This window comes from Williamwhitmania taraxaci (assembly GCF_900096565.1).
Lineage (GTDB): Bacteria > Bacteroidota > Bacteroidia > Bacteroidales > Williamwhitmaniaceae > Williamwhitmania > Williamwhitmania taraxaci.
Map to the genome: position 1 here is coordinate 1 of NZ_FMYP01000016.1, position 22765 is coordinate 22765.

The 22765-nt window shown below is 45.3% G+C and carries 19 protein-coding genes; 10 read left to right on the plus strand and 9 right to left on the minus strand.

Annotated features, from left to right (window positions below; genetic code table 11):
* Positions 1–600 precede the first annotated feature (600 nt).
* From BLS65_RS05955 to BLS65_RS05965, 3 genes are all read right to left on the minus strand, one after another.
* The gene (locus BLS65_RS05955) at positions 601–1959 is read right to left on the minus strand and encodes a DEAD/DEAH box helicase (RefSeq protein ID WP_212590505.1); all 1359 of its coding nucleotides are present in this window, start codon (positions 1957–1959) and stop codon (positions 601–603) included.
* 366 nt (positions 1960–2325) lie between these two features.
* The gene (locus BLS65_RS05960; protein ID WP_092436917.1) at positions 2326–5583 is read right to left on the minus strand and encodes a UvrD-helicase domain-containing protein; all 3258 of its coding nucleotides are present in this window, start codon (positions 5581–5583) and stop codon (positions 2326–2328) included.
* 355 nt (positions 5584–5938) lie between these two features.
* Positions 5939–7102 carry a THUMP domain-containing class I SAM-dependent RNA methyltransferase gene (locus BLS65_RS05965; RefSeq protein ID WP_092436919.1) on the minus strand — a complete coding sequence of 388 codons (1164 nt, stop codon included), beginning with the start codon at positions 7100–7102 and terminating at the stop codon, positions 5939–5941.
* A gap of 353 nt (positions 7103–7455) precedes the next feature.
* On the opposite strand from BLS65_RS05965, the gene BLS65_RS05970 reads away from it, so the two are divergent.
* Together BLS65_RS05970 and BLS65_RS05975 are read left to right on the plus strand one after the other, a co-directional pair.
* Positions 7456–8877 carry an aminopeptidase P family protein gene (locus tag BLS65_RS05970; RefSeq protein WP_092436921.1) on the plus strand — a complete coding sequence of 474 codons (1422 nt, stop codon included), beginning with the start codon at positions 7456–7458 and terminating at the stop codon, positions 8875–8877.
* A 118-nt stretch (positions 8878–8995) separates the two neighbouring features.
* Complete coding sequence (locus tag BLS65_RS05975; protein ID WP_092436923.1) at positions 8996–9880, plus strand: cation diffusion facilitator family transporter; 885 nt, start codon at positions 8996–8998, stop codon at positions 9878–9880.
* 30 nt (positions 9881–9910) lie between these two features.
* Here the strand turns inward: BLS65_RS05975 and BLS65_RS05980 are convergent, their stop codons facing one another.
* Positions 9911–11062: a serine hydrolase domain-containing protein gene (locus tag BLS65_RS05980; protein ID WP_092436925.1), complete on the minus strand. Its 1152-nt coding sequence runs from the start codon at positions 11060–11062 to the stop codon at positions 9911–9913.
* A gap of 1482 nt (positions 11063–12544) precedes the next feature.
* The gene (rbr, locus tag BLS65_RS05985) at positions 12545–13120 is read right to left on the minus strand and encodes a rubrerythrin (protein WP_092436927.1); all 576 of its coding nucleotides are present in this window, start codon (positions 13118–13120) and stop codon (positions 12545–12547) included.
* A gap of 468 nt (positions 13121–13588) precedes the next feature.
* Here rbr and crcB point away from each other — a divergent pair, with 468 nt between their 5' ends.
* The 6 genes from crcB (at position 13589) to BLS65_RS06015 (ending at position 17372) form a co-directional block, all read left to right on the plus strand.
* Complete coding sequence (gene crcB / locus BLS65_RS05990) at positions 13589–13966, plus strand: fluoride efflux transporter CrcB (RefSeq protein ID WP_092436929.1); 378 nt, start codon at positions 13589–13591, stop codon at positions 13964–13966.
* A 2-nt stretch (positions 13967–13968) separates the two neighbouring features.
* Positions 13969–14334: a DUF190 domain-containing protein gene (locus BLS65_RS05995; RefSeq protein WP_092436931.1), complete on the plus strand. Its 366-nt coding sequence runs from the start codon at positions 13969–13971 to the stop codon at positions 14332–14334.
* 106 nt (positions 14335–14440) lie between these two features.
* Positions 14441–15133 carry an iron-sulfur cluster assembly scaffold protein gene (locus BLS65_RS06000; RefSeq protein ID WP_092436933.1) on the plus strand — a complete coding sequence of 231 codons (693 nt, stop codon included), beginning with the start codon at positions 14441–14443 and terminating at the stop codon, positions 15131–15133.
* A gap of 12 nt (positions 15134–15145) precedes the next feature.
* Entirely contained in the window at positions 15146–16138 is a 993-nt protein-coding gene (locus BLS65_RS06005) for a GGGtGRT protein (protein ID WP_092436935.1), read from the plus strand.
* A 64-nt stretch (positions 16139–16202) separates the two neighbouring features.
* Positions 16203–16649, plus strand: coding sequence for a C-GCAxxG-C-C family protein (locus tag BLS65_RS06010; protein WP_092436937.1), 447 nt, complete (start codon positions 16203–16205; stop codon positions 16647–16649).
* Between the two features lie 108 nt (positions 16650–16757).
* Positions 16758–17372, plus strand: coding sequence for a hypothetical protein (locus BLS65_RS06015; RefSeq protein ID WP_092436939.1), 615 nt, complete (start codon positions 16758–16760; stop codon positions 17370–17372).
* Positions 17373–17646: 274 nt separating this feature from the next.
* Here BLS65_RS06015 and BLS65_RS06020 read toward each other — a convergent pair whose 3' ends face one another.
* Complete coding sequence (locus BLS65_RS06020) at positions 17647–18747, minus strand: gamma-glutamyl-gamma-aminobutyrate hydrolase family protein (protein ID WP_092436941.1); 1101 nt, start codon at positions 18745–18747, stop codon at positions 17647–17649.
* Positions 18748–18843: 96 nt separating this feature from the next.
* Here BLS65_RS06020 and BLS65_RS06025 point away from each other — a divergent pair, with 96 nt between their 5' ends.
* Positions 18844–19269 carry a hypothetical protein gene (locus BLS65_RS06025; RefSeq protein ID WP_092436944.1) on the plus strand — a complete coding sequence of 142 codons (426 nt, stop codon included), beginning with the start codon at positions 18844–18846 and terminating at the stop codon, positions 19267–19269.
* A gap of 63 nt (positions 19270–19332) precedes the next feature.
* Here BLS65_RS06025 and BLS65_RS06030 read toward each other — a convergent pair whose 3' ends face one another.
* Both BLS65_RS06030 and BLS65_RS06035 read right to left on the minus strand, forming a co-directional pair.
* Positions 19333–20094, minus strand: a complete 762-nt coding sequence (locus BLS65_RS06030; RefSeq protein ID WP_092436946.1) for an MBL fold metallo-hydrolase — start codon at positions 20092–20094, stop codon at positions 19333–19335.
* On the minus strand, positions 20091–21014 hold the full coding sequence (locus BLS65_RS06035) for a bile acid:sodium symporter family protein (RefSeq protein ID WP_092436948.1): 924 nt from the start codon (positions 21012–21014) through the stop codon (positions 20091–20093). Before BLS65_RS06035 ends, BLS65_RS06030 begins: the two co-directional genes overlap by 4 nt.
* 113 nt (positions 21015–21127) lie before the next feature.
* Between BLS65_RS06035 and BLS65_RS06040 the strand changes: the two genes are divergently transcribed.
* The gene (locus BLS65_RS06040; protein WP_092436951.1) at positions 21128–21835 is read left to right on the plus strand and encodes an SAM-dependent methyltransferase; all 708 of its coding nucleotides are present in this window, start codon (positions 21128–21130) and stop codon (positions 21833–21835) included.
* A 220-nt stretch (positions 21836–22055) separates the two neighbouring features.
* Here the strand turns inward: BLS65_RS06040 and BLS65_RS06045 are convergent, their stop codons facing one another.
* A complete protein-coding gene (locus BLS65_RS06045; RefSeq protein ID WP_092436953.1) occupies positions 22056–22505 on the minus strand; it encodes a cold-shock protein in 450 nt (149 codons plus the stop codon).
* Between the last annotated feature and the right edge of the window lie 260 nt (positions 22506–22765).

Consider the following 22765-nt stretch of genomic DNA (forward strand, 5'->3'; position numbering starts at 1 on the left):
CCAAGTGGATAATGCGGGGACGACAGCGCATCCTAAAGCTCTTTTCGGCCAAGAAATACCACCTGCTGCTGGAGTGAAGCGGCCACGCTGCTGTGCCCAATGGGAAAGGTATGCCCGCGCCTCAATAGCTAGTAATTGAATACCTGACACTTACGGTTCGTTACGGTTTTTATTGTTGCAGGCTTCCAAAAAAGGAAGTTGCAAACCATAGGGGGAGCGAAAAACGGAAGAAGTGACGCAAAGAAGGGCTATGTCGAACCAAAAAAATGGCAAAATATCCACCAAGCAAACCTAAATACGCTAAGATTTAAAACCTAGCAATCGACCTGCGGATTTAAGGTTATACACTATAATTATAAGTAAAAGAACATATTACAAGTAAAGAAGAGACACCTTTCGGCACCTCCCTCTTTTAGTTACTTTAGCACTACAGTTTAATTCTTCTTTCGTTCTTATTTGGCCCATTGCTCGTTCGATCCGTCGGTAGATAACGGTAGGTTGCGCTGATAAACCGTGACGTAATATGCCATTCATAACATAATAGAAACGGACGCAAATAATCGCGTCCGTTTCTATTACAAATTTCCTGTGGGAATATCCTTAGAACTTTATCTTCCGATTATACTTAGGTGCATCCAACTCTGGGTTGGTATTCTTTTTCCCAAACTTAGGGTTACGCCTACCGGGACCCCCAAGATTGATCTTCTTGTTCTTATCCTTCTTCTCGTGGAAGGCAGAACTCAATGCGCTGCGCTTAGGATTCTTAACGTAGTTCTTATCGAACAGCTTAGGTCGCTCCTCCTCGGTGTAAACCTGAGAGATGGTAAGATCTTCGGGTAGCGGAAGAAGTGGGATTTTCTTCTTCATCATCTTTTCAATGGCCGCTTGGTAAGGCTGCTCCACTTCGTTTATAAGGGTGATGGCAATACCCACCTTATCGGCCCTACCAGTTCGTCCAATACGGTGAATGTAATCGCCTGGAACATCGGGTGTATCAAAGTTTATTACGTGGGTAACCCCACTAATATCCAATCCACGAGCTACAATATCGGTGGCAATTAGTACACGAATACTTCCCTCCTCCAAGTGGCGAACAGCGCTGAAACGCTGGTTCTGCGAACGGTTGGAGTGGATAACGCCAATAATATCGGGGTAACTCTTTACGAGATGATCGTAAACCTTATCGGCCATCTTCTTGGATTCAACAAAGACGAGCGCCTTTGTCATCTCCTCATCGCGGTTGAGCAGGTATTCCAGAAAGTTAATTTTGGTATAGAAGTTGGGCACATGGTAAGCCCGCTGAATAATTTGCTCGAGGGGTGTTCCGTGCGGAGCCACCTCAATCCTCTCCGGTTCGGAGAAAAAAGTATTAATAAGATTGCTTACGTCCTCCGAAAGGGTTGCCGAGAACATAAGATTCTGGCGACGGGGAGGCAATGCATCGATCAGGTTGATGAGCTGCGTACGAAACCCTAGGTTAAGCATTTCGTCCACTTCGTCGATAACCAACTTCTGAATCGATTGCAAGCGAAGAATTCCACTCAACGAAAGATCGACCAAACGACCGGGAGTAGCTACTAGCACATCCACACCGTTGTAAACCTTCTGCTTTTGGGTAACTATATTGGTTCCGCCATACACGCCCAACTTGCGTATGGTCATATACTTGGTGAGCATATCTAACTCCTTAACAACCTGTATTACAAGTTCACGGGTAGGAACAACTATCAGTACCCGGGGATGACGCTGTTCCGAAAAAGGAAGCATGCGCAGCAATGGAAGAAGATATGAAAGCGTTTTTCCTGTTCCGGTTTGTGCAATTCCAACCACATCTCGGCCCGACATGATAACGGGAAAAACCTTAACTTGGATAGGCGTAGGATTCTCATAGCCTGCATCGTTAAGGGCGTTGAGCAGCGGCGTGGATAAATTTAGTTCGTCGAAAGTCACTGTTGTCATTTTTATTAGAGGGCAAAGATAGTGCTATTCTGCGGCTTGGCAAATCGAAGAGGTTAAAAGGATCACGTTAAAGGATGGATACGAATAGGATTCACTACAGATTACACAGATTTGTACAAATTCTTAATAAAGAAAAAATGCAAGCATTTACATAAACGACGAAAAGAGAGATACAAATATATCTGCCAAAGGTGCCTCAGAGTTACACTGATTAATCAAACTCAATACAACGTTTTACTTGGTTAAGCTGGATGCAATTCCTATATGTTTTCTGCTATCGCCTTCTGCCTAATCGGCTAGAGCCTTTTCAACATCGACAAAACTATCTCACTCACAATCGTTAATGTCCAAGGGCACATTGACACATTATCCAACCACCTGCTGCAGTTCATCCCGCTCCACATACCACACGTAGCCCGAAACGGGTGAGTATCCCATCTGGGTTAGCAAGGCAGCATAACTCCTCACCTGCTTGGCATGCGAGGCATCCTCGTGCCCAAACTTAAAGTCGACAACCACGGCGGCGCCATCCTTCACCATTACCCTATCGGGTCGGTAGGTGCGACCGTCGGGCGTTAGAATGGTAGCCTCGGCCTTTATGGTAAACTCGCCCGAGAACCAGCCGGCAAATGGTTCAACAGATAGCTTCGCTGTAAGGCTTTCGCTCAACATTGCAGCATCGTTTAATGGTACGCGTCCCTCTCGAACAAAAGCATCGATGGCCTCAGGGAGCTTTTCGCGGTGGGTAATATTGGCCAACAACTCGTGCATCAACTTACCGTGTCCCACTACCACCACCTTTTTCGAGGGCTCGGGAAGAAAGAAATCGGTTGCCTCCAGATTTAGGCGAATACCCCGCGGCACCTTACCCGAGGGGTAACTCTCCATTGGTTGACGCGTCACGGTATCACCCTTTCGAGTAAACTTAGGCACCTCGAGCACACCCGCCTCAAAACTAGAGATCTCCTCGCCGGTGGTCATTACCCTTGCTGCTTCCACCATCACATCGCTATTGGGGGCAAACAACACCTCATCCAACAGATGGGAAGCATTCTCGACCTTCTGATCGCCATTAACCTTCTCCTTATCCCTAGCCGGAGCAAAGATGTAGAGCTCGCGTTCGGGTCGCGTAAAGGCCACGTATACCATATTGAGGGTATCTACCATGGCGCGCAACTTCTCCTCGGCCACCTGATCGGCAAAGAGGCTGCTTTCGGCCAACTTCGAAGTTTTAATGGGATACTTAGGAAGAAGGTTAAACGGAGGTTTATCGTGGCTAACCCATAGGTAGCTGCCGCTCTTATGCTCAATGGACCATGAGAAGAAAGGAATAATTACTACCGGAAACTGAAGCCCCTTGGAACGGTGAATTGTAATTATGGTAATTGCCGACTGCTTTTCGGGAACGGAGAGGCCTAGATTTACACCCTTCTTCTCCCACCACTGCAGGAAACGGCTAATGTCTGGATTTCCCTTGCGCGAGAAGTTGGTGGCCTGCTCGTGCAGTTCGGTGAGGAAGGCCAACTCCCCCTTGAGCAGATTCAGTTCAAAGTGGTTGATGATCTCCTCCAGCGCTTCCTGAACGGGAAGGGTTCTGAGGGTGGCCAGCCAATCGGTTATATCCTCGTAAATCTTTTCGGTAAAACAGGTATGCCAAACAATGGATTCGCTATCCTTTCTCAGAATTGCCAACTCACGAAGCATAACACCGCGCGACACACCATCGGTAGGATTCACCACCAACCCAAGTGCGGCCACGCCAAAGCGCACCACCGGGGAGGAGGAGAGCCGTAAGGCATCCTGACTCACCACATCGAAGCTGTAGGGGCTGTGGGGATTCCGTCGCTTGTGCGAGAGCAACATATCGGCAGCGGCTTGTCCATCGGTATTTCGGCGAACCAAAATGGCAATATCACCAGGAAGGTAGCCACGCGCCTGAAGGCTCTCCACCAAGGCTGGCAACTCCTCGGCCACCGCTTCGGTCATGTTGCTCCTGCCGGTAACCGGGAGGAAATCAACGCGCACATAGCCGGTAGCACTGTCGTTAACAGCAGATTTTTGTTCCACCTGAGCATAGGCACCCGTTAGTTCCGAAGATAACCGTTCACCCAAATCAAACGGCATGGCTATATTCTCGCGCTTGATGCGCGCCGCCGCCGACTCTACCACCTTTGAGAAAAAACGATTATTGAAGTTTACCACCGCGGGTAAGCTACGATAGTTGCTATTGAGCGGCTCCTCGTCTACGCCAAATACGGATAGATCCTCGGCCAACCCTTGAGCAAGAATACGCCAGTCGCCGCCACGCCAGCGGTAAATGGCCTGCTTTACGTCGCCCACCACCATGCTGAAGTTATCCTCGGCAAGGCTGTTCGAAACCAGCGGCATAAAGTTACCCCACTGCACGCTGGAGGTATCCTGAAATTCGTCAATCATATAGTTGGCGTAGCGCATGCCCGTTTTCTCATACACAAAAGGGGTATCGCTATCCTTAACAAACTCGCGCAGAAGCATGGTGGTATCAGAAATCAGTAGAAATCCGTCGTCCTTGGCCTGTTGGCGAATCTTATTCCAGATATCGGCTAGCAGGGCCAGCGAATCGAGATGCTTCTGAAGCAAACGAGCGCTGCACCAAACAGCATTCTGGCTCTCGATAACGAGAATGGCATGAACCAAGGCAGGGTGAAGCGTAGCAGGAACTATACTGCAAATCATGCTCTTCTTACCCGAATCCTTCTTGGCTGTGCCGGAGCACCAACCCTCGCCAGACGGTTCGTCCCTCATCTTAGCGACATAGCTGTTTGCCGCTGGGAGCAGCTCATCCTTTATGGATAATGCCACCAACTTTCGAAAGAAGGCAAAGGGACCCTTTTCGCCCTGAAAGAAATCGCCATAAACGAGCCCGTTGCCAGTTATGGCATCCATTCCCTGCTTACCCAACACGTTGAGCGTTCCTACCACATCGAAACAAAGCTTGTCGAGTTCCTTTTGTAGCTGCTCTACGCGTGCTCTATCGGTAAACTGCGCCACCTCGGCCTGATCCATGGTGCGAAAGCTCTCGGTAAAAAGCTGCCGACCAAGAGATACCAGCGATTCGCGGACATCCCACGATTGACCATCGCTTACCCTTCCTTGCGCCATCCTGTAAAGCCACTGGAGCATCTCCGGATTTTCCGAAGCAGAATCGAGCAGATCGTCCACCGCCTTTTCCAGCACAGGCATCTCATCGAGTTCCAGATTGAAGTTCCCCTCCTGCCCTATCTCCCATAGCAAACTCTGCACCACGCGCTGCACAAAACTGTCGATAGTGGATACCGAAAAGCGGGAATAGTCGTGCAGAATAAGACTCAGCACCTTCTTGGCCCTTTCGGAAAGAACGCCGAGCGAAATATTCATCGCCAAGGCAACCTCACTGGCCAAATTGGAAGGTTCGCCCTTGGATAGACGATTAAGTTCCCCCAAAATGCGCGCCTTCATCTCCCCGGTTGCCTTATTGGTAAAGGTAACAGCCAGAATCTTTTTGTAGGCCATAGGGTCGGCCAGTACCAGCTTAAGGTATTCGGCGGCAAGGCGAAAAGTCTTCCCCGAACCGGCAGAGGCTTTATATACAACGAGCTTCGACATCTATTCTGAATTGAAGGATAAAGATAGTATTTATAGTCGGAAGGACGAAGTAGGTAAGGTGCAGGGCTGCACAATCCTATAGAAACATTGCTCAGTAAGGTTAATGAAAATCGTTTTGAGGTACCGAGCGTGCTCGGCAAGGCAAAGTGAATTCATTTCAAGGTACCGAGCATGCTCGGCAGGACAAAGTGAAATCGTTTTGAGGTACCGAGCATGCTCAGCAGGACAAACTGAAATCGTTTTGAGGTACCGAGCATGCTCAGCGACATAACAAGCAAGACGTAACAACACAACCGCAACAAAAAAAGGGTATCTGCTCACCAGCAAATACCCTCATATAATATCTGAATAGCGACTACTCCTGGCTCTCCTGCTTCGAGGCCTTTTTGCTGCCCCTGTACATTTCGAACTTGTGGAGCTTACACTCAATGGGGCCGTTGTAGAGCCATATTTTGCGCGATGGACGTAATCCAATAAACTTGATAGCTTCGAGGTTTCCACTCAAAACCCATGCATCGCAGCCGTTGTAGTGCTGCTTAAAGTGGTCGCCAATGGCTTTGTAAAGGTCAATCATGTCCTCTTTCTCCTCGAGGCGTTCGCCGTAGGGTGGATTCATCACCAAGTGCGCATTGTCGAACCCGGGGCTGGTCTCGAAGAAGTCCATGTGCTCCACGGTAAAAATATCATCCACGCCGGCACGTTTGGCATTGTCGCGCGATATTTGCACAGATTTAGGATCAATATCGAAACCCATAATCTTTCCATCGAATGGGACAATCGCAGCGTTGGCCTCGCGTTTAATCGCTTCCCATAAGGATAAATCAAAATCCTTCCAGTTCTCGAAGGTGAAGTGGCGGAAATTTCCAACGGGGATATTACGGGCAATTAGGGCTGCTTCAATTGGAATAGTTCCCGAGCCACACATAGGATCGATGAATGGACGAGTGGTGTCCCAAGCCGAAAGTTTGATGATACCGGCAGCCATCACCTCGCTTAGCGGTGCTGCGTTTTGTTCGGTCTTATATCCCCGCTTTCCCAGCGACTTTCCACTGCTATCGAGTGATATGGAAACTGTAGTATCGGCAATATGTACGTTTACACGAAGGTTGGGGTTCTCGAGTTCTACATTTGGTCGAACACCTGTCTTGTCGCGGAATTGATCCACGATGGCATCCTTGGTCAGCAGCGCGATGTATTGCGAATGGGTAAAGACATCGCTAAAGGTAATACCATCAATGGCCAAAGTATCCTCGGTGGTCATATACTCAGACCAATCAATTCTCTTTACCTTATCATAAAACTCATCCTCATTTTTCGCATTGAAGCTGGCAATTGGCTTCAGTATCTTTATGGCAGTTCTCAGCAACAGGTTGCTTTTGTAGAGGATCGCATTATCGCCCCTATACTTCACGGCACGAGTTAGAATTTCAATATCGGTGGCGCCGATTTCACGAAGCTCATCGGCCAGCAGCTGTTCGAAGCCGAAGAGGGTTTTGGCAATAATCTCAAACTTTTCCAATGTGATTGTTTTTAACGTAAATCGATAATCGCATAATTCCCAAGCGTCTCAATGGCGAAAAACCGCGTCAACTGCTATTAAATAGTTACGATTATGAAGGGCCAAAGGTAGTAATAATTACAGACTTGCATAATTATCACTCCCGGTGGCTATTCCATTTTCGAAATAAATTCATAGATTTACCAAAACAACTTTAGCGATGGCAACTACTCCATCTCCCCTTCGACAAGTATATCACTCCTACAAGTGTCTTTTTGCCTGCTGGATCTGCTAGCGGCCCACTCCTCAACTTCAAACGACATCTATTCTCTAACACTTGCCGGTAAATACCGACAATAAAAGCCAATACAATTATGTTTAGCAATCAAACCTATACACGGAGGCGGAATTCCCTGATTCCAAGCATTCCAACAGGCATCATGCTCTTTCTTGGCAACGAGGAGAGCCCCATGAACTATGCCGACAACACCTACCACTTTAGACAGGACAGCAGTTTCCTCTACTACTTTGGGCTTAATACCCCAAGCCTCGCCGCTATTATTGATATCGACGAAAACCGCACTATCCTCTTCGGCGACGAGCTCACCATCGACCTTATCGTATGGATGGGAACCCAACCTTCGTTGCGCGAAAAAGCTCATGCCACAGGAATTACCGATGTGAGACCGCTATCTGCATTATCCGACTACCTTCGCAGTGCCCAATTGAAGAATCGCACCATACACTTCCTGTCCCCTTATCGTCCCGAAAATCAAATCAAACTATTTAAGTTGCTTGGCATTAATCCCGACGAGCAACCCAAACACACCTCTACGCAAATGATACGTGCCGTTGTGGAACAGCGAGCCATCAAGGAAGATCAAGAGGTGATGGAGATAGAAAAAGCAGCAAACGTAACCGTGGAGATGCACCGCACTGCCATGCGCTTTGCTCAGCCCGGCATGCGCGAGAGTGATATTGCAGCGATGGTAGCAAGTGTGGCCCTGGCGTCCAACGGAAACCTTTCCTTTCCCATCATTGCCACCATCAACGGACAAACCTTACACAACCACAACCACAGCAACATCATAAAGGATGGGGACCTATTCCTGCTAGACGCCGGAGCCGAAACAGTCATGGGCTATGCCGGAGATATGAGTAGCACTTTTCCCGTTGGAAAATCCTTCACCTCCCGCCAAAAGGACATCTACCAAGTTGCCCTCGACGCCCATACGACAGCAGTAAATGCGCTGAAACCGGGTGTAGCCTTTCGAGACATCCATATGCTGGCATGCAAAACCATTGCTCAAGGCATGAAAGACCTTGGTTTGATGCGCGGCAACGTCGACAATGCTGTAGAAGCAGGGGCACACGCGATGTTCTTCCCCTGCGGCTTAGGCCACATGATGGGGCTCGATGTGCACGACATGGAAAATCTCGGCGAAGTTTACGTTGGCTATGAAGGAAAGCCAAAGAGTACGCTTTTCGGAATAAAATCGCTAAGGCTTGCTCGCCCGCTAAAGCCAGGGTTTGTTCTTACCATTGAGCCGGGTATTTACTTCATCCCTGCACTAATCGACCTGTGGAAAGGGGAAAAGCGACACGCAGAATTCCTTAACTACGACAAACTTGAGGAATACAGGAACTTTGGTGGCCTCCGCAACGAGGAGGATTTCCTAATTACAGAAAACGGACATAGACTCTTGGGCGATCCTCTGGCTAAAACAATTGAAGATGTAGAAAATGAGCGGACATTTACGAGCAAACGAACTCTTTTTCAACAATCAATTCACTAGCTACAACAAATGGGGTGTGGTGCAATACTACACTCCCACTGTCTTTAACAGGAAAAGGGGGCTCGCCACAAAACAAATTACAGCATTAACGGTTTGTCAAGCATAACCGTATTTTCATATGGAAAAGCACCATCACGATCATAACCACGCAACCGGCAACATAAAAGTAGCATTCTGGTTGAACCTCTTCTTTACAATTGTAGAAATTGTAGGTGGGTTTTACACCAATAGTGTTGCAATTATCTCCGATGCCCTGCACGATTTGGGCGATACCATTGCACTTGGACTGGCTTGGTATTTCCAAAAACTATCGCAGCGGGGTAGAGATCGGAAGTTTTCGTATGGCTATGGACGATTCTCCATCCTCGCCGCGATGATAAACTCAGTATTGCTGCTTGCAGGATCAGCATATGTGATTTCGGTTGCCATTCCCCGCCTCTTTGCGCCCGAAGAGACCAACGCAACCGGAATGATCTGGTTGGCGATTGTTGGCCTGCTCGTAAATGGAGTGGCTGCATACAAACTCTCCTATGGAAAGTCGCTCAATGAGAGGGCGGCCCGACTTCACCTACTCGAGGATGTACTTGGTTGGGCGGCGGTATTGGTTGGGGCCATCCTGATTAAGTTTACCGGATGGACGGTTCTGGACCCAATACTTTCCATTGCCATCACCCTGTGGGTACTCTCCAACGTGTACAAAAACCTACGCACTGGCCTAAAGATTTTCCTCCAAGGCGTTCCTGATAATGATGCCATTGCCGAAATAAAAGCACTTATCATGAGCAATCTTCATGTTCAGGATATTCACGACGTTCACCTTTGGTCTATGGATGGAGACTACAAGATACTAACGCTCCATGTTGTAGTTTCCACCTCCCTCAACCTAGAGGAACATATCACGCTAAAGAAAAACCTTAAGGAGTTACTGATTGCCAATGGCTACAACCACGTAACCCTTGAAATAGAAACTCAAGAAGAAGAGTGTTGCCAAGAAAAATGCTAAAAATGGTAACCACCCTTTAACTTTCACCTTTTAACCATTCACAACCTTCTCAAGTATTCCCGGCCACCAGCCGTCGAGGCCCCAGGAGTTGCCTTGGCGAACCACAACCGTGTTCGTTGATGGAGAAACATAAACAAACTGCCCCAATATTCCCATAGCAAAGAAATCGTTACGCTCCTTGCCCTGATCTATTTGCCACCAGAAGTTACGGTACCATGTGCGCTCGTTAACGAAACACTGATTATACCAAGCATGTCCCTTTTGTCGGTATAAGTCGAAATACTCCTTGTCCATCCGGCTATTGCCCTTTTTGCCCATTGCATTGCACCATTCAAAGGGGAGGATTTGCTTACCATTGGATACGCCGTTGTTTAGGTAGAGCAATCCAAAACGGGCTAAGTCACGAGCAGAAGCCACAAATCCTCCATCGCCTTTCAGAAAACCGGAGGAGGAACTATCGAGCCCCCAAAAAGCATCTGATTCGGGGGAAAGCGGCTGCCAGAGTTTTCGGTAGAAGTAATCAGAAACATCGCCCACCAGCTGCTCAAGCAAATACATCAAAAGATGAAGATGTAAATCGTTGTAGAGGAACATATCGTTCTCCTCCGAAGGTTGCAAATTCTTAAGCAGCGAGCGAATATCGCGATGAAACCACATTTTGATCATATCACTCGAAGGCTTACGGTGCGTAGTATAACGAATGCCTGTCTCCATATCCATCAAACTTTGGATAGTTCTCCGCTTCACAAAATCGGGAATATCTTGCAAATAATCACCAATGGGATCATTGATTCTGTTTATAAGTCCGTCATGAATGGCCAAAGCAATCAAGGAGGCCACCATCGTTTTTGTTACAGAAAAGTTGAGCAACGGAGTAGATGTGTCTGCCTGGCCATAATTGCGCTCATAAACTATTTTGCCGTCCCTGATCATTAGAAAAGTGAGTGTATCAGACGATTCGAGCAGCTGATCAAGGGTGGTATCTATGGCGTTATGCCGAATGCGAATCGCTGCCATGGAAGTATCCAGCTGATAGGCAAACTCAGAACCTCCAGTAGCAGGAAAATGCCGTTTCGAGAAATATTTGTGATCGAAGGCCGACTGTTTGCCGCGAGTAAGTGCACCAAAGGCTATATACCTTAGCAGAAAGGGGAATTCGGGAACGCCGGAATGGAATCTCATACTTTTACTATAGATAAATCGAAGATAAAAGGCGAGGTCAAAATTACAAGTTTTCCTTTAGCACGGTAAATGTATTGGGGTTTTTATATCTCTATACAAAAGAGGCAAACATAACTGTCTCATTATTTGAAATATTCAAAATATTACACGAACGAATGAAAAATAGTTGCGATTTTACTTGATTTCGTCTTATCCATAGTATATCTTGCATGCAGAGTAGAAACACTACTAAGTTCAATAATAACAAGGGCGGTATAAAGGGTTAGCGAATTAACATAAGGTTTAAAAAGATGATAATAGATTAGGAATCACAAGTATTCAAAATTAACTAAAATCGTTTCTTTTAATTTTTCTTTGCGCTACCCAAGTCCACGAGATCACTCAGTAGAAATTCTGCTCGAGTATAAACCAAGAGGCCCTCATTCAGAGGGCCTCATTTTTTTTGCTAATAGGTAACATTCCATTTCATATTGCTCTTTATAAACGAAAAATAGCATTTAAACACCACCACATCATTCTCATTTCTAAGAAAATAAAAACAATTACACGAACGGATGAAAAATAATTGGGATTATACTTGACTTCGCTTCCCTAATGTTGTATCTTGCATGCAGAGTAGAAATACTACTAAACGTTACAACTAGACGGACAGAGAATAGGGAATGCAGTTACTTTGTTTTGGTTAGTGAATACAAAATGTTAACGACGATTTAAGAATAAATTCTAAGAAAGCATCCCTCGTCCACGAAATCACTCAGTAGCAATTCTACTCAGGTATAGATCAAGAGGCCCTCATTCAGAGGGCCTCATTTTTTAAGGGGTGACCAACAAGCGGACTTTCGGCGCATTTGTTGAAGAGGCGTTAGAATGCTACAGAAAAAAAACACAACTAATTCAATAAGTGAAGTCTAGAAACTATTACACGAACATGTAGAAAAAAGTTCAAGATTATCTTGACTTTACTTCCCCAAAGTTATAACTTGCATGCAGAGTAGAAATACTACTAGTAGCACAGTAAAACACGGGACAAACGGAAGGGGTTTTATCTAAGGGTTAATTTAATTTTAGTCGGTTAGATAATTGCGGTCATGAAACCTCAAGTCCAAAATATCACTCAGTAGAAATTCTGCTCGAGTAGAACCAGAAGGGGCCCTGAAGACGACAGGGCCTCGTTTTTTACCCACCTCTTTTGACCTAAGAAAAAATTACACCAATTTTCATAAAAAAGTTAGGCATATACTTGACTTTGCCTTTTACATGCACTACCTTGCGCATAGTTACGAGTAGAAACGCTACTAGCGCAATACAAGTGGGACTAGAACGAGGTTTTCAAGCAAGGATTGAATCATCCTTTTAAAGTCAGAAAAGTTACTCAAGCAAAACCTCAAGTCCACGATACCACTCAGTAGAAATTCTGCTCGAGTTGAACAAAAAGAGGGCCTCCACGCGGGAGGCCCTCACTATTTTACTCGATACTGTAGCCTAAAAATTGGTGGCTTTTTCTTCGAAGTAAGCCTGAGGATTGCTACAAACAGGACAGTTTTGCAACGCCTTCTTTCCATGGTGAACGTGTCCACAAATAGTGCAAACCCAGTCGATAGCCTCTTCGCGCTCAAATACCTTATCGACCTCAACACGCTCGAGCAACTTGCGATAACGAGCCTCATGCTCGGCCTCAATCTTCGCAATAAGTTTAAATGCGGTTGCAACCTTCTTAAACCCTTCCTTCTCAGCCACCTCGGCAAAATGCGGATAGAGAGTAGTCCACTCCTCATGCTCGCCATTGGCTGCAGCCTTAAGATTTTCTTCGGTGGTGCTTAGTTCGCCGGCTGGATAGGAAGCCGTAATCTCAACCATTCCTCCTTCGAGGAAAGAGAAGAATACTTTTGCATGCTGCTCTTCTTGAAATGCAGTTTCAATAAATAGGTCAGCAATTTGCTCAAAGCCCTCTTCGCTTGCGATTTCCGCATAGTAGGTATAGCGATTCTTAGCCTGTGATTCCCCAGCGAATGCCTTGAGGAGATTTTTCTCAGTCTCTGTTCCCGAAAGTATTACCATTGCTTATAATGAATTAGTTGGTATTTGTTTTCACGTCATTAATCACCGATAAAATTACTGCGATATGACGAGGTTTGCAATTCCTTCGACCATTTCGACCTTTATTTGGATAAAGTCTATATAAAACAGCAGCAATTAGCTGCGCTTCGACAAATACATCAAAATAGCCAGCGAAAAAACACTATTCAGATCAAAGGTCACATACCTCCCCACTAATAAAAACATTACCTATGAATGATGATTTAAAAAGCCAGCATTATTTGTTTGTTACCACATTATGCCAATATACATTCGTCTACAACGCTTTATGCAATCGTTTGCAAGCAAAACTTATACAGACAGGACAATTAATTGCATTTTTTCCTTACTTTTGCTGGGCTGTGGAATTATCCCTTATTTACCTAACGGAAGCAGATAACTCCGACTTACAACTTTATAGATCAACGCAAAAGTAGAAGTAAACTTTGTATGTTAAAGCTTATCCTAATCATTGGCACAGGCAGTTTTATCGGGGGCGTTTCCCGCTTTATCACAGCACGATACATTCAAAGTGCAGTATTGTCAGGGTTTCCATACGGCACTTTTGTTGTAAACATTCTGGGTTGTTTTCTTATTGGCTTGTTTTTTGGTATTTCGGAACGAACCAGCTTCATGAGCACCGAGTTGCGCATATTCCTTACGGTTGGTTTCTGCGGAGGGTTCACCACCTTCTCGTCATTTACCTACGAAAACGTTTCGATGCTCAAGGATGGGAACTTCTTTTATGTTGCAATGTATACCGGACTAAGCGTGTTTTTAGGATTAATGGCAACCTATCTGGGCAACATAACCACTAAGATATTTTAGCTATGGAAATCAAGGGCGAAGCAAAGTTGTTACGGATTTTTATTAGCAATACCGATAAGTTTAAGCATGCACCACTCTACGAAGTAATAGTTTTTGCGGCCAAACGATATGGTCTTGCTGGAGCAACGGTTTTGAAAGGTATTATTGGTTACGGTGGAAGCAGCGCAATAAGTTCAACAAAGTTCTGGGATATCTCAGAAAAACTGCCCGTTGTAGTTGAAATTCTGGATGAATCGGAGAAGATTGAAAAGTTCACCAAAACCATCTTGCCTTACTTCGAAAAGATAAAAAACGGGTGCATGATAACGGAGGAGAAAGCCAACATCGTGCTCTACAAAAAAGGAAGTAAAAGTAACATTACCGATTAACCTGTCATCTGGGAAAAGATATAAAGAGCATTACTATTGAAAACGAATCACAAAAACGAATCACCGCATTCGTTCTAGAAATATTTCAAATTCAAAATTAGATTGTATGATGTATTCACACGAAGTTGAAGGTATGATCTGCGTCGCTCAGGGTGCAAATCATGGCTCTGCTCCCATTCCAGAGGAAGGTAAATGGGTTAAGGCGAAAGAGGTAAAGGACATTTCGGGTTTGACCCACGGTGTTGGTTGGTGCGCTCCTCAACAGGGTGCTTGTAAGCTCACACTGAATGTTAAGGAAGGTATTATCCAAGAGGCGCTAGTAGAAACTATCGGTTGCACAGGCATGACCCATTCGGCAGCAATGGCGGCTGAAATTCTTCCCGGCAAAACGATTCTAGAAGCTCTCAATACCGACCTAGTTTGCGATGCCATTAATACCGCTATGCGCGAGCTATTCCTCCAAATCGTTTACGGTCGTACCCAAACGGCCTTCTCCGAAGGCGGACTGCCAATTGGCGCCGGTCTCGAAGATCTTGGAAAAGGTCTACGCAGCGTAACAGGAACCATGTATGGAACCATGGCTAAGGGTCCTCGCTACCTCGAAATGGCTGAAGGATACGTTACAAAGATTGGACTTGATGCCAACAACGAAATTATTGGCTACGAATTCATGAACCTCGGCCGCATGATGGACATGATTAAAGCCGGCACCGACGCCAACGAAGCACTGCTTAAAGCATCGGGCAAGTATGGCCGTATGGATGAAGCAGTAAAAGTAATTGACCCACGCAAAGAATAGGAGGAGATAGATATGCCATTATTTGAAAGTTACGACAGGAGAATCAACAAGATCAACGAAGTGTTGAATTCTTACGGAATTTCCTCAATTGAAGAAGCCAAGAAAATTTGCGACGACAAAGGTGTGGATGTATACAAAATTGTGAAGGATGTTCAATCCATTGCTTTTGAGAACGCCATGTGGGCCTATATTGTAGGTGCAGCTATTGCCATCAAACAAGGACAAACCAATGCAGCCGAAATTGCTGCAACCCTAGGCATCGGCCTTCAGGCCTTCTGCATCCCGGGTTCGGTTGCCGACGACCGTAAGGTTGGGTTGGGCCATGGAAACCTTGCCGCGATGCTACTCCGTGAGGAGACCAAGTGTTTTGCGTTCCTTGCTGGACACGAATCGTTTGCTGCGGCCGAAGGTGCTATCGGTATTGCCAAATCGGCAAACCGCGTTCGCAAAGAGCCTCTACGCGTTATCCTTAACGGATTAGGCAAGGATGCTGCAAAGATCATTGCCCGTGTAAACGGTTTCACCTACGTTCAAACCAAGTTCGACTATGCAACCGGCATTGTTCATGAGGTTGCACGCACCGCATACTCTACAGGCGATAAGGCTAAGGTAAACTGCTACGGTGCCGATGATGTTCGCGAAGGCGTTGCCATCATGCACGGTGAAGGTGTGGATGTTTCCATCACAGGAAACTCTACCAACCCAACCCGCTTCCAACACCCTGTTGCTGGCACCTACAAGAAAGAGTGCATAGAGCAAGGTAAAAAGTATTTCTCAGTTGCTTCGGGTGGTGGCACTGGCCGCACTTTGCATCCCGACAACATGGCTGCGGGTCCTGCCTCGTACGGCATGACCGACACCATGGGCCGTATGCACTCCGATGCTCAGTTTGCCGGTTCCTCCTCGGTTCCTGCTCACGTAGAGATGATGGGATTGATTGGTATGGGAAACAACCCAATGGTAGGCGCTTCGGTTGCCGTGGCTGTTGCTGTTTCGCAAGCATAACCTTTTTTATAAAGACCAAAAGGATTGACGGGATGTCCGTCAATCCTTTTTTATTTATAGTCGCATGACCAAAGAAGAAACAATCAATAGTGCCCTCCAATATTTCGATCAGGGATATGCCTGTTCGCAATCCATCTTACTTGCATTTGCACCATCCTACAATCTCGATGAGCATACCGCTAAGCTTATATCTTCCACATTTGGGGCAGGAATGGGCCGCTTACGTCAGACATGCGGTGCCGTTACCGGTGGATTTATGGTGCTTGGGCTCGCCTATGGCAATACCGACCCCAAGGACATGACCACCAAGCTTGCCGCATACAAAAGGGTACGCGACCTCAATCGCTTGGTTGAAGATATCCATGGCACGAGCAACTGTTATGAACTTCTAAAAAAGCACGCCAGCGAAGCTGAAGTTGCCGAACGGAAGCACCACAAAATAATCTGCCGCAAGGTGATTGCCGATGCTGCCGGTATAGTTTTCGACATGGTTGAGCAAAAAACGGTGTGACAATCCGATCAATTAATCCTACACGAACTCCTAATTATTACGCAATAATAGGCATCATGATTTTTAAAAAACATGTAAGTTTGGCCTTCCAATAATCGAGTTTACACCATGACTCTTTCTGCAATTATCGTTCTGGTTATCAATACCGCTATCAACATACAATACTGTTATCTCATTTACAAAAATAAAATCCAACCGGCCCTAGCCATGTGGCTTTTCTTTGTGGTAGCAGTAGCCATTAGCCTAGCCACTTACCTCGCCGATGGCAACTTTAAACCTATGGATAACATCCTGAACACTTCCGATTTAGTGCTTGTTTCCGTTGTTATGGCTTTCGTGCTATTTAGAGGAGAAAAAAGTTCCCGCTTTACCCGCTTCGACTTAGGATGTCTTGCGGCAGTAATACTCGTAGTGGTTTTTTGGGCATTTACCCACAACCACTTTATAACGAATATTGCAGTGCAAACCATTATGGTTATTGCCTACTTTCCTGTGGTTCGCCGCATGCTCATCGAGCGTAAAAACACCGAATCTTTCACTGTGTGGCTTGCCATGTCTGCTGTAGCCGGAATTTCGCTTTTCTCGAGTAAAGGAACCCTTGCCTCGGTTTACGCTATTCGCGCCGTGGCATGCACAGGACTACTCCTTTTGCTGATGCTCCGAATTGAGTATCTGAACAGAAAGGAAGTTGCTCTCCATACATCGAATGATTCCAGTGTATAGCTCCTACGCCTCAATTTATAACAATAAAACGCAAAGCATCTTATCACTTCCGGCAGTATTTGTCGATATATATTGATGCAAGCGAATTGCCCTGCTCCAACGACTTTGTCCAATCGGCACAAGCACTTACCTGGTCTTTATTCTTGATATAGCAAACACCCCATCATTAGTGCATTTATATGATTCGGTTTTGGCCCCATCATACATATCCAACTGAATGTATATACATTCTAACGCCTCCGCCAGACAGAACACAATGGAACGCTTTATCACATTACTTATACATCTCCCCCATCATTGCCCAAAATGCTATATGAAACGACGCACCCTTTTCCCCGGGATAAAGTTCCTCAAAGGATTGCTCGGCGGGCTTATTCGACTGTATCTTTATTTTAATGCCACGCTCGTAAAGCAGTGTTGGTTCAGGATGAAACTGTAGTCCAATAACATTAGGAAACCGATTATGCTCAATGGCCTCCACAACCTTCCCATCTATCGACCAAGCAGCAACCCTTAGCCCCATTCCCAACTTCTTTACGCTTTGATGATGACTGCTAAGCACAAAAGGCCTTACGCCATTTACCGAAAGTAAGCTTACGATTTTTGCCCCAGGAACTACATAAATCTGATGAAAGCCACCCCAAATCAAGGACGTATCGTCAGTGAAGTTTGTGTTGTAGTTTCGATGTTGCTGGTTTGCATCCATGGCCAATACCGATTCAACACTTCGCTTTCCGTATAGTTCGGTCGGAATATCTTGATAGAGCGTTCCACCTGTTGCCACATTCATAGTTTGCATACCCAAGCATATCCCAAGAATGCGAAAATCAGGTTTTTCATCCATTAGCGGTTTAAATCCTACGTTTTGATTCCCGCCAAGGAGTTGAAACAGGAAAGAGAGTTCCATATAGTGTCGGTTGGGATCGGTTACAACGGTCAGCAGGTTGGTGGAATCACCATAGGTAAAAGGGGGAATATCGGGACCGCCAAAGAAGATCGCACCCTGTGACTCATTAAAAAGTTTGGTAAAGAGTTCCGTACAACTGTTCTTGGCATATAAACTATCGGCGCAAATAACATTATCAACCTTTAGCAGGGATACGTTACTCAAACCCTGCTCGTCGATGAACTTTTGTGCCTTTTTGTAGTCATAAATCTCCTTCGCATGGTAAACCCCCACCACCCTATAATCCTTTGGCAAAGGGAACAGAGCATTTTCAGTAAGATAGAGAAACGTCTTAAGGTTATTTACAGTGGGATGCATTACGATTATTTGCCGAGTAGTTGTAGCCGAGTCTAAGTGATTAGACCCTTGCGGAGCATGGTTGCATCCAATCAGAATAATGGTTGCGAAGAGAAGTATCCGTTGCTTCATGGTTTGAGTTTTATTATGGGCAAGGTATAAAAAAGGCAACACGCCAACAACTAATTTTTCTTGCTATTTTAGTGCACCCATTTTAAAAAAAACAACATGCCAACCATAACCATAAAAAGGAATAAGGAGCGAATGAATGCACACCTACCCTATAAGGTAATGGTAAACAACCAGCAGGTTGCCGAACTCAAGATTGGCGAAGAGATACAACTATCTGTATCGGCTGGCGACAAGGTAAAGATCTGGCTGAATTGGAGTGGTAGTAAAGAGTTTACCGTCCCTTCGGAGGAAGAAGAGTTTCACTTCGTGTGTGGCGGCAACATCACTTACAACATTATTGGAAACGCAGGAGGAGTTCTTTTTTTGGTGCTGATTATAGGCACCAATTATTTTGTAGGCGGAGTTGTGGGTCGAAAAATAGGGCTTAGTGCGGCTCTTGGTGTGATGCTCCTCTTGCTATATATGCTTACTTCAGGCAAATCGAACTGGATTAAGTTTTGGCAGCATCCAGATATATCGTAACGAACATAATTAGCAAAAAGCACTTAAGACAAATTCTTAAAGATCCCTTCGATTGGCATATTGTTATATATCCACCACCAACCCATCATAAGCCAACACCACATTGCGTGGGAGCTCTGCTTGTATATCTGCATGAAATCCCAATTGGTGCGATACGTGGGTAATAAATGCCTTGCGCGGACTCAACTCCTGCACCAACTTCAACGCTTCGCTGAGTGTAAAGTGAGAAATATGCTTTTGCTTCCGCAGGGCATTTACAACAATATACTTTGAGCCCACAACCTTTTCCTTCTCCTCCTCTGAAATGAAGTTGGCATCGGTAATGTAGGTGAGATCTCCGATACGAAAGCCGTATATGGGCATCTTATAGTGAAAGCAACGAATTGGAGTTACCTTAACACCATTAATATCGAAAGGATAGCCATCAATAGTAAACAGGTTCATCTCTGGAACACCTGGGTAACGATTCTCAGCAAAGACATAGGCATACTCCTGCTTGAGTGCATCCTGAACCCTATCCTCGGCATAAATATCCATAGGCTTTCGATTTACAAAGTTGAAAGCCCGCACATCATCCAATCCCCCAATGTGATCCTTATGCTCATGGGTAAGCAAGATTGCATCGAGCTGCTTAACGTGAGCACGCAGCATTTGCTGACGGAAATCGGGTCCGGCATCGATTAAGATTGTTACCCCATCCACTTCCACCAAAGCAGAGGTCCGCAGCCGCTTATCGTGCTCCTGATCCGACTGACAAACCGGACAGGGGCATGCAATAACCGGAACGCCCTGGGAGGTACCGGTGCCTAAAAATGTTAGCCTCACGATACTGTCATCTTAAGTTTACTACTCTTTATTGAAAGAAATATAAGGTAAAGCAGCACAACAACGGCCATCACGGCCGAAGGTATTGCAGCCTCCTTGCCAAATAGTGTTAGCGCAGTAAAGACAGAAAAGCCTGTACTCTTTATGGTAGCAAGCATGGTTTGAGTTGTTGCCCGAGGACGTTGAATCCCCATTCGTTTTGCAATCAGACTATAAATGGTTCCCAACCCAAAAGTAACCGTCAACAACACCCCTCCTACCAGCAGGAGAATAGTTGGTGCCGAGAAGAACACTTGCCGATTCATGCCAACAGCAATAAATATAAGAACAGCAAAACCCCAATCGACAACCTTCCCTCGGACAGGTTCAATGTATCGAAATAAGGGTTTATAAAGCATGAATCGTGAGATGACCAAAGGAATCAAAACCAACTTAACCATAAGAATAAAAAGACTATATGAACTTACGTCGGTATGGTTAGCAAAAAGACTTATAAAGAGCGGAGCCACCACCACAGAAGCTAAAAATGCCCCAAGAACCCCAGCAATCGAATACTCCACGTCGCCCTTAAGAATGTAGCTAAATGGAATAATTGCCACACCAGGAGGAGCAGCTGCAATTACCACAAAACCATAGAATAGATTCTCGGTAGGCATAACAAAGTAAGCAAGGGAGATAACAACTAGTCCAAATACCGCATAGTTCAAAAAAGCACCAAGAAGCATGGGACCCAACATAGCCTTTGGATTGAGCAATGACTGCATCCTTATTCCCGTCATCGAGAAAGACATGGTGACAGCGAGAACAAAAAAGGAAAAAGGCTGAAATATCGAGGCAAAATCACCAGCTACAAGGCCAAGAATTACGGCAAAAACAAGTATTGAGTTTCTATTTAGTATTAACTTATAGATAAATTGCATTCGTTTCAATAGTATTGGTGAACCGTTCTCGCGATTCGGAGTGCATAAAAACCGATAGGTCAAATATACCTAATTTGTAAATAATTCGGGTTAACTTTGCCGAAAACATTACCATGACAGGAAAACTTTATATGATTCCTACAACGCTGGGCGAAGGAAATCCGGCTGACGTTCTACCCATACACACCATTGAGATTGCGCAATCGCTTACCTGTTTTGTAGTGGAAGATTTGCGCAGTGCGCGCCGCTTTCTTAGCAGTATTAAAGTAAAGAACCCCATCGACAGCCTCACCTTTTTCGAACTTAACGAGCACACACACCACTCCATTATTTATCCCATGCTTAAACCGGCTCAGCAGGGTGTCGACATTGGTTTGCTTTCGGAGGCAGGTGCCCCAGCAGTTGCCGATCCAGGTGCGCCGCTGGTGCGAATGGCTCACGAGAACAATATCAGAGTAGTTCCGCTTACCGGACCATCCTCTATACTACTCTCGCTTATGGCTTCGGGGCTTAATGGACAGAACTTTGCCTTTCAAGGTTATCTCCCCATTAAACCACCTGAGCGCCAAAGAAAACTGCGCGACCTAGAAGCACTCTCGGCACGCGAAAAGCAGACCCAAGTATTTATTGAAGCGCCATATCGAAACATGCAGCTTCTTAACGACATACTCTCCACGTGCCGTAACAACACGCTGCTTTGTATTGCGGTAGACATAACCCTCGAAACCGAGTATATCTGCACCAAGACGGTTAAGGAGTGGAAACATGCGCTACCCGAACTGCACAAGCGTCCCGCCATTTTCCTTTTAATGATGGAGTAACCCCGCTGCTCAGTTCAAAACAATTTAAGGTTTAATGCATTCCATATAAAACACAAAAGCCAAACATCTAATGATGCATGGCTTTTGTGTTTTATGCTATATCTAAAATTGCCGCAAGAATACAAGCAACAAACCAAAGTTCTCTCCTCGGGTTACTAGGCCAGTTATAGCTTACTGCTCATTGCCAGCAATAATTTATCCACACCAAAAAAGAAACTGCTTATTTTAAGAGTTTCACATTTACAGCGGTAGGGCCTTTATGTCCCATCTCCACTTCATATACAACTCTATCGTTTTCCTTAATGCCTTCAACAAGACCGTTGACGTGCACAAAAACAGATTGTTGTGTTTCTGAATCCTTAATAAAACCGTAGCCTTTAGAATCGTTAAAGAAGGTAACAGTTCCTTTTCTAATTAAATCGGCAGGTTCGCCAGGCTCCTGTTTGCGAACAGAAATTTCAATCTCTTCGATGTTGATTTCGAGTTTTCGTGTGGGATCGGGCGGAGTAGAAGTAAGCTGTCCATTTTCATCTACGTAAGCGATCATATCATCAAGCCCACTGCCCTTATTGGCTTTTCGCTCAATCTTGCGCTCTTCCTTTTCCTTCTTTTTCTTCAGATTCTGCTTTTCCTTGTCTTGCTTACTCCACGATTCGCGAGGTTTCCCCATAGTTTGTATTAAGTTTAGTTTAAAAAGACATAACGAGCACCCATGAAAATGACATTCCTCCTCACAATGCTAATCAATTTTGCAAATCTACAACTTTTCTTCATCTATCTTATTGTTTTGTCGCAATTTAATCAAGACAAAATCATACTTATCAGGTATTCTATCCTAATGCGATAAGGAGATATGAAAGAATAAACGTTTTACCATTAAACTATGTAAGCATTTCCCGCTCCAATAGTCGAAAATATGATGCAGCACGA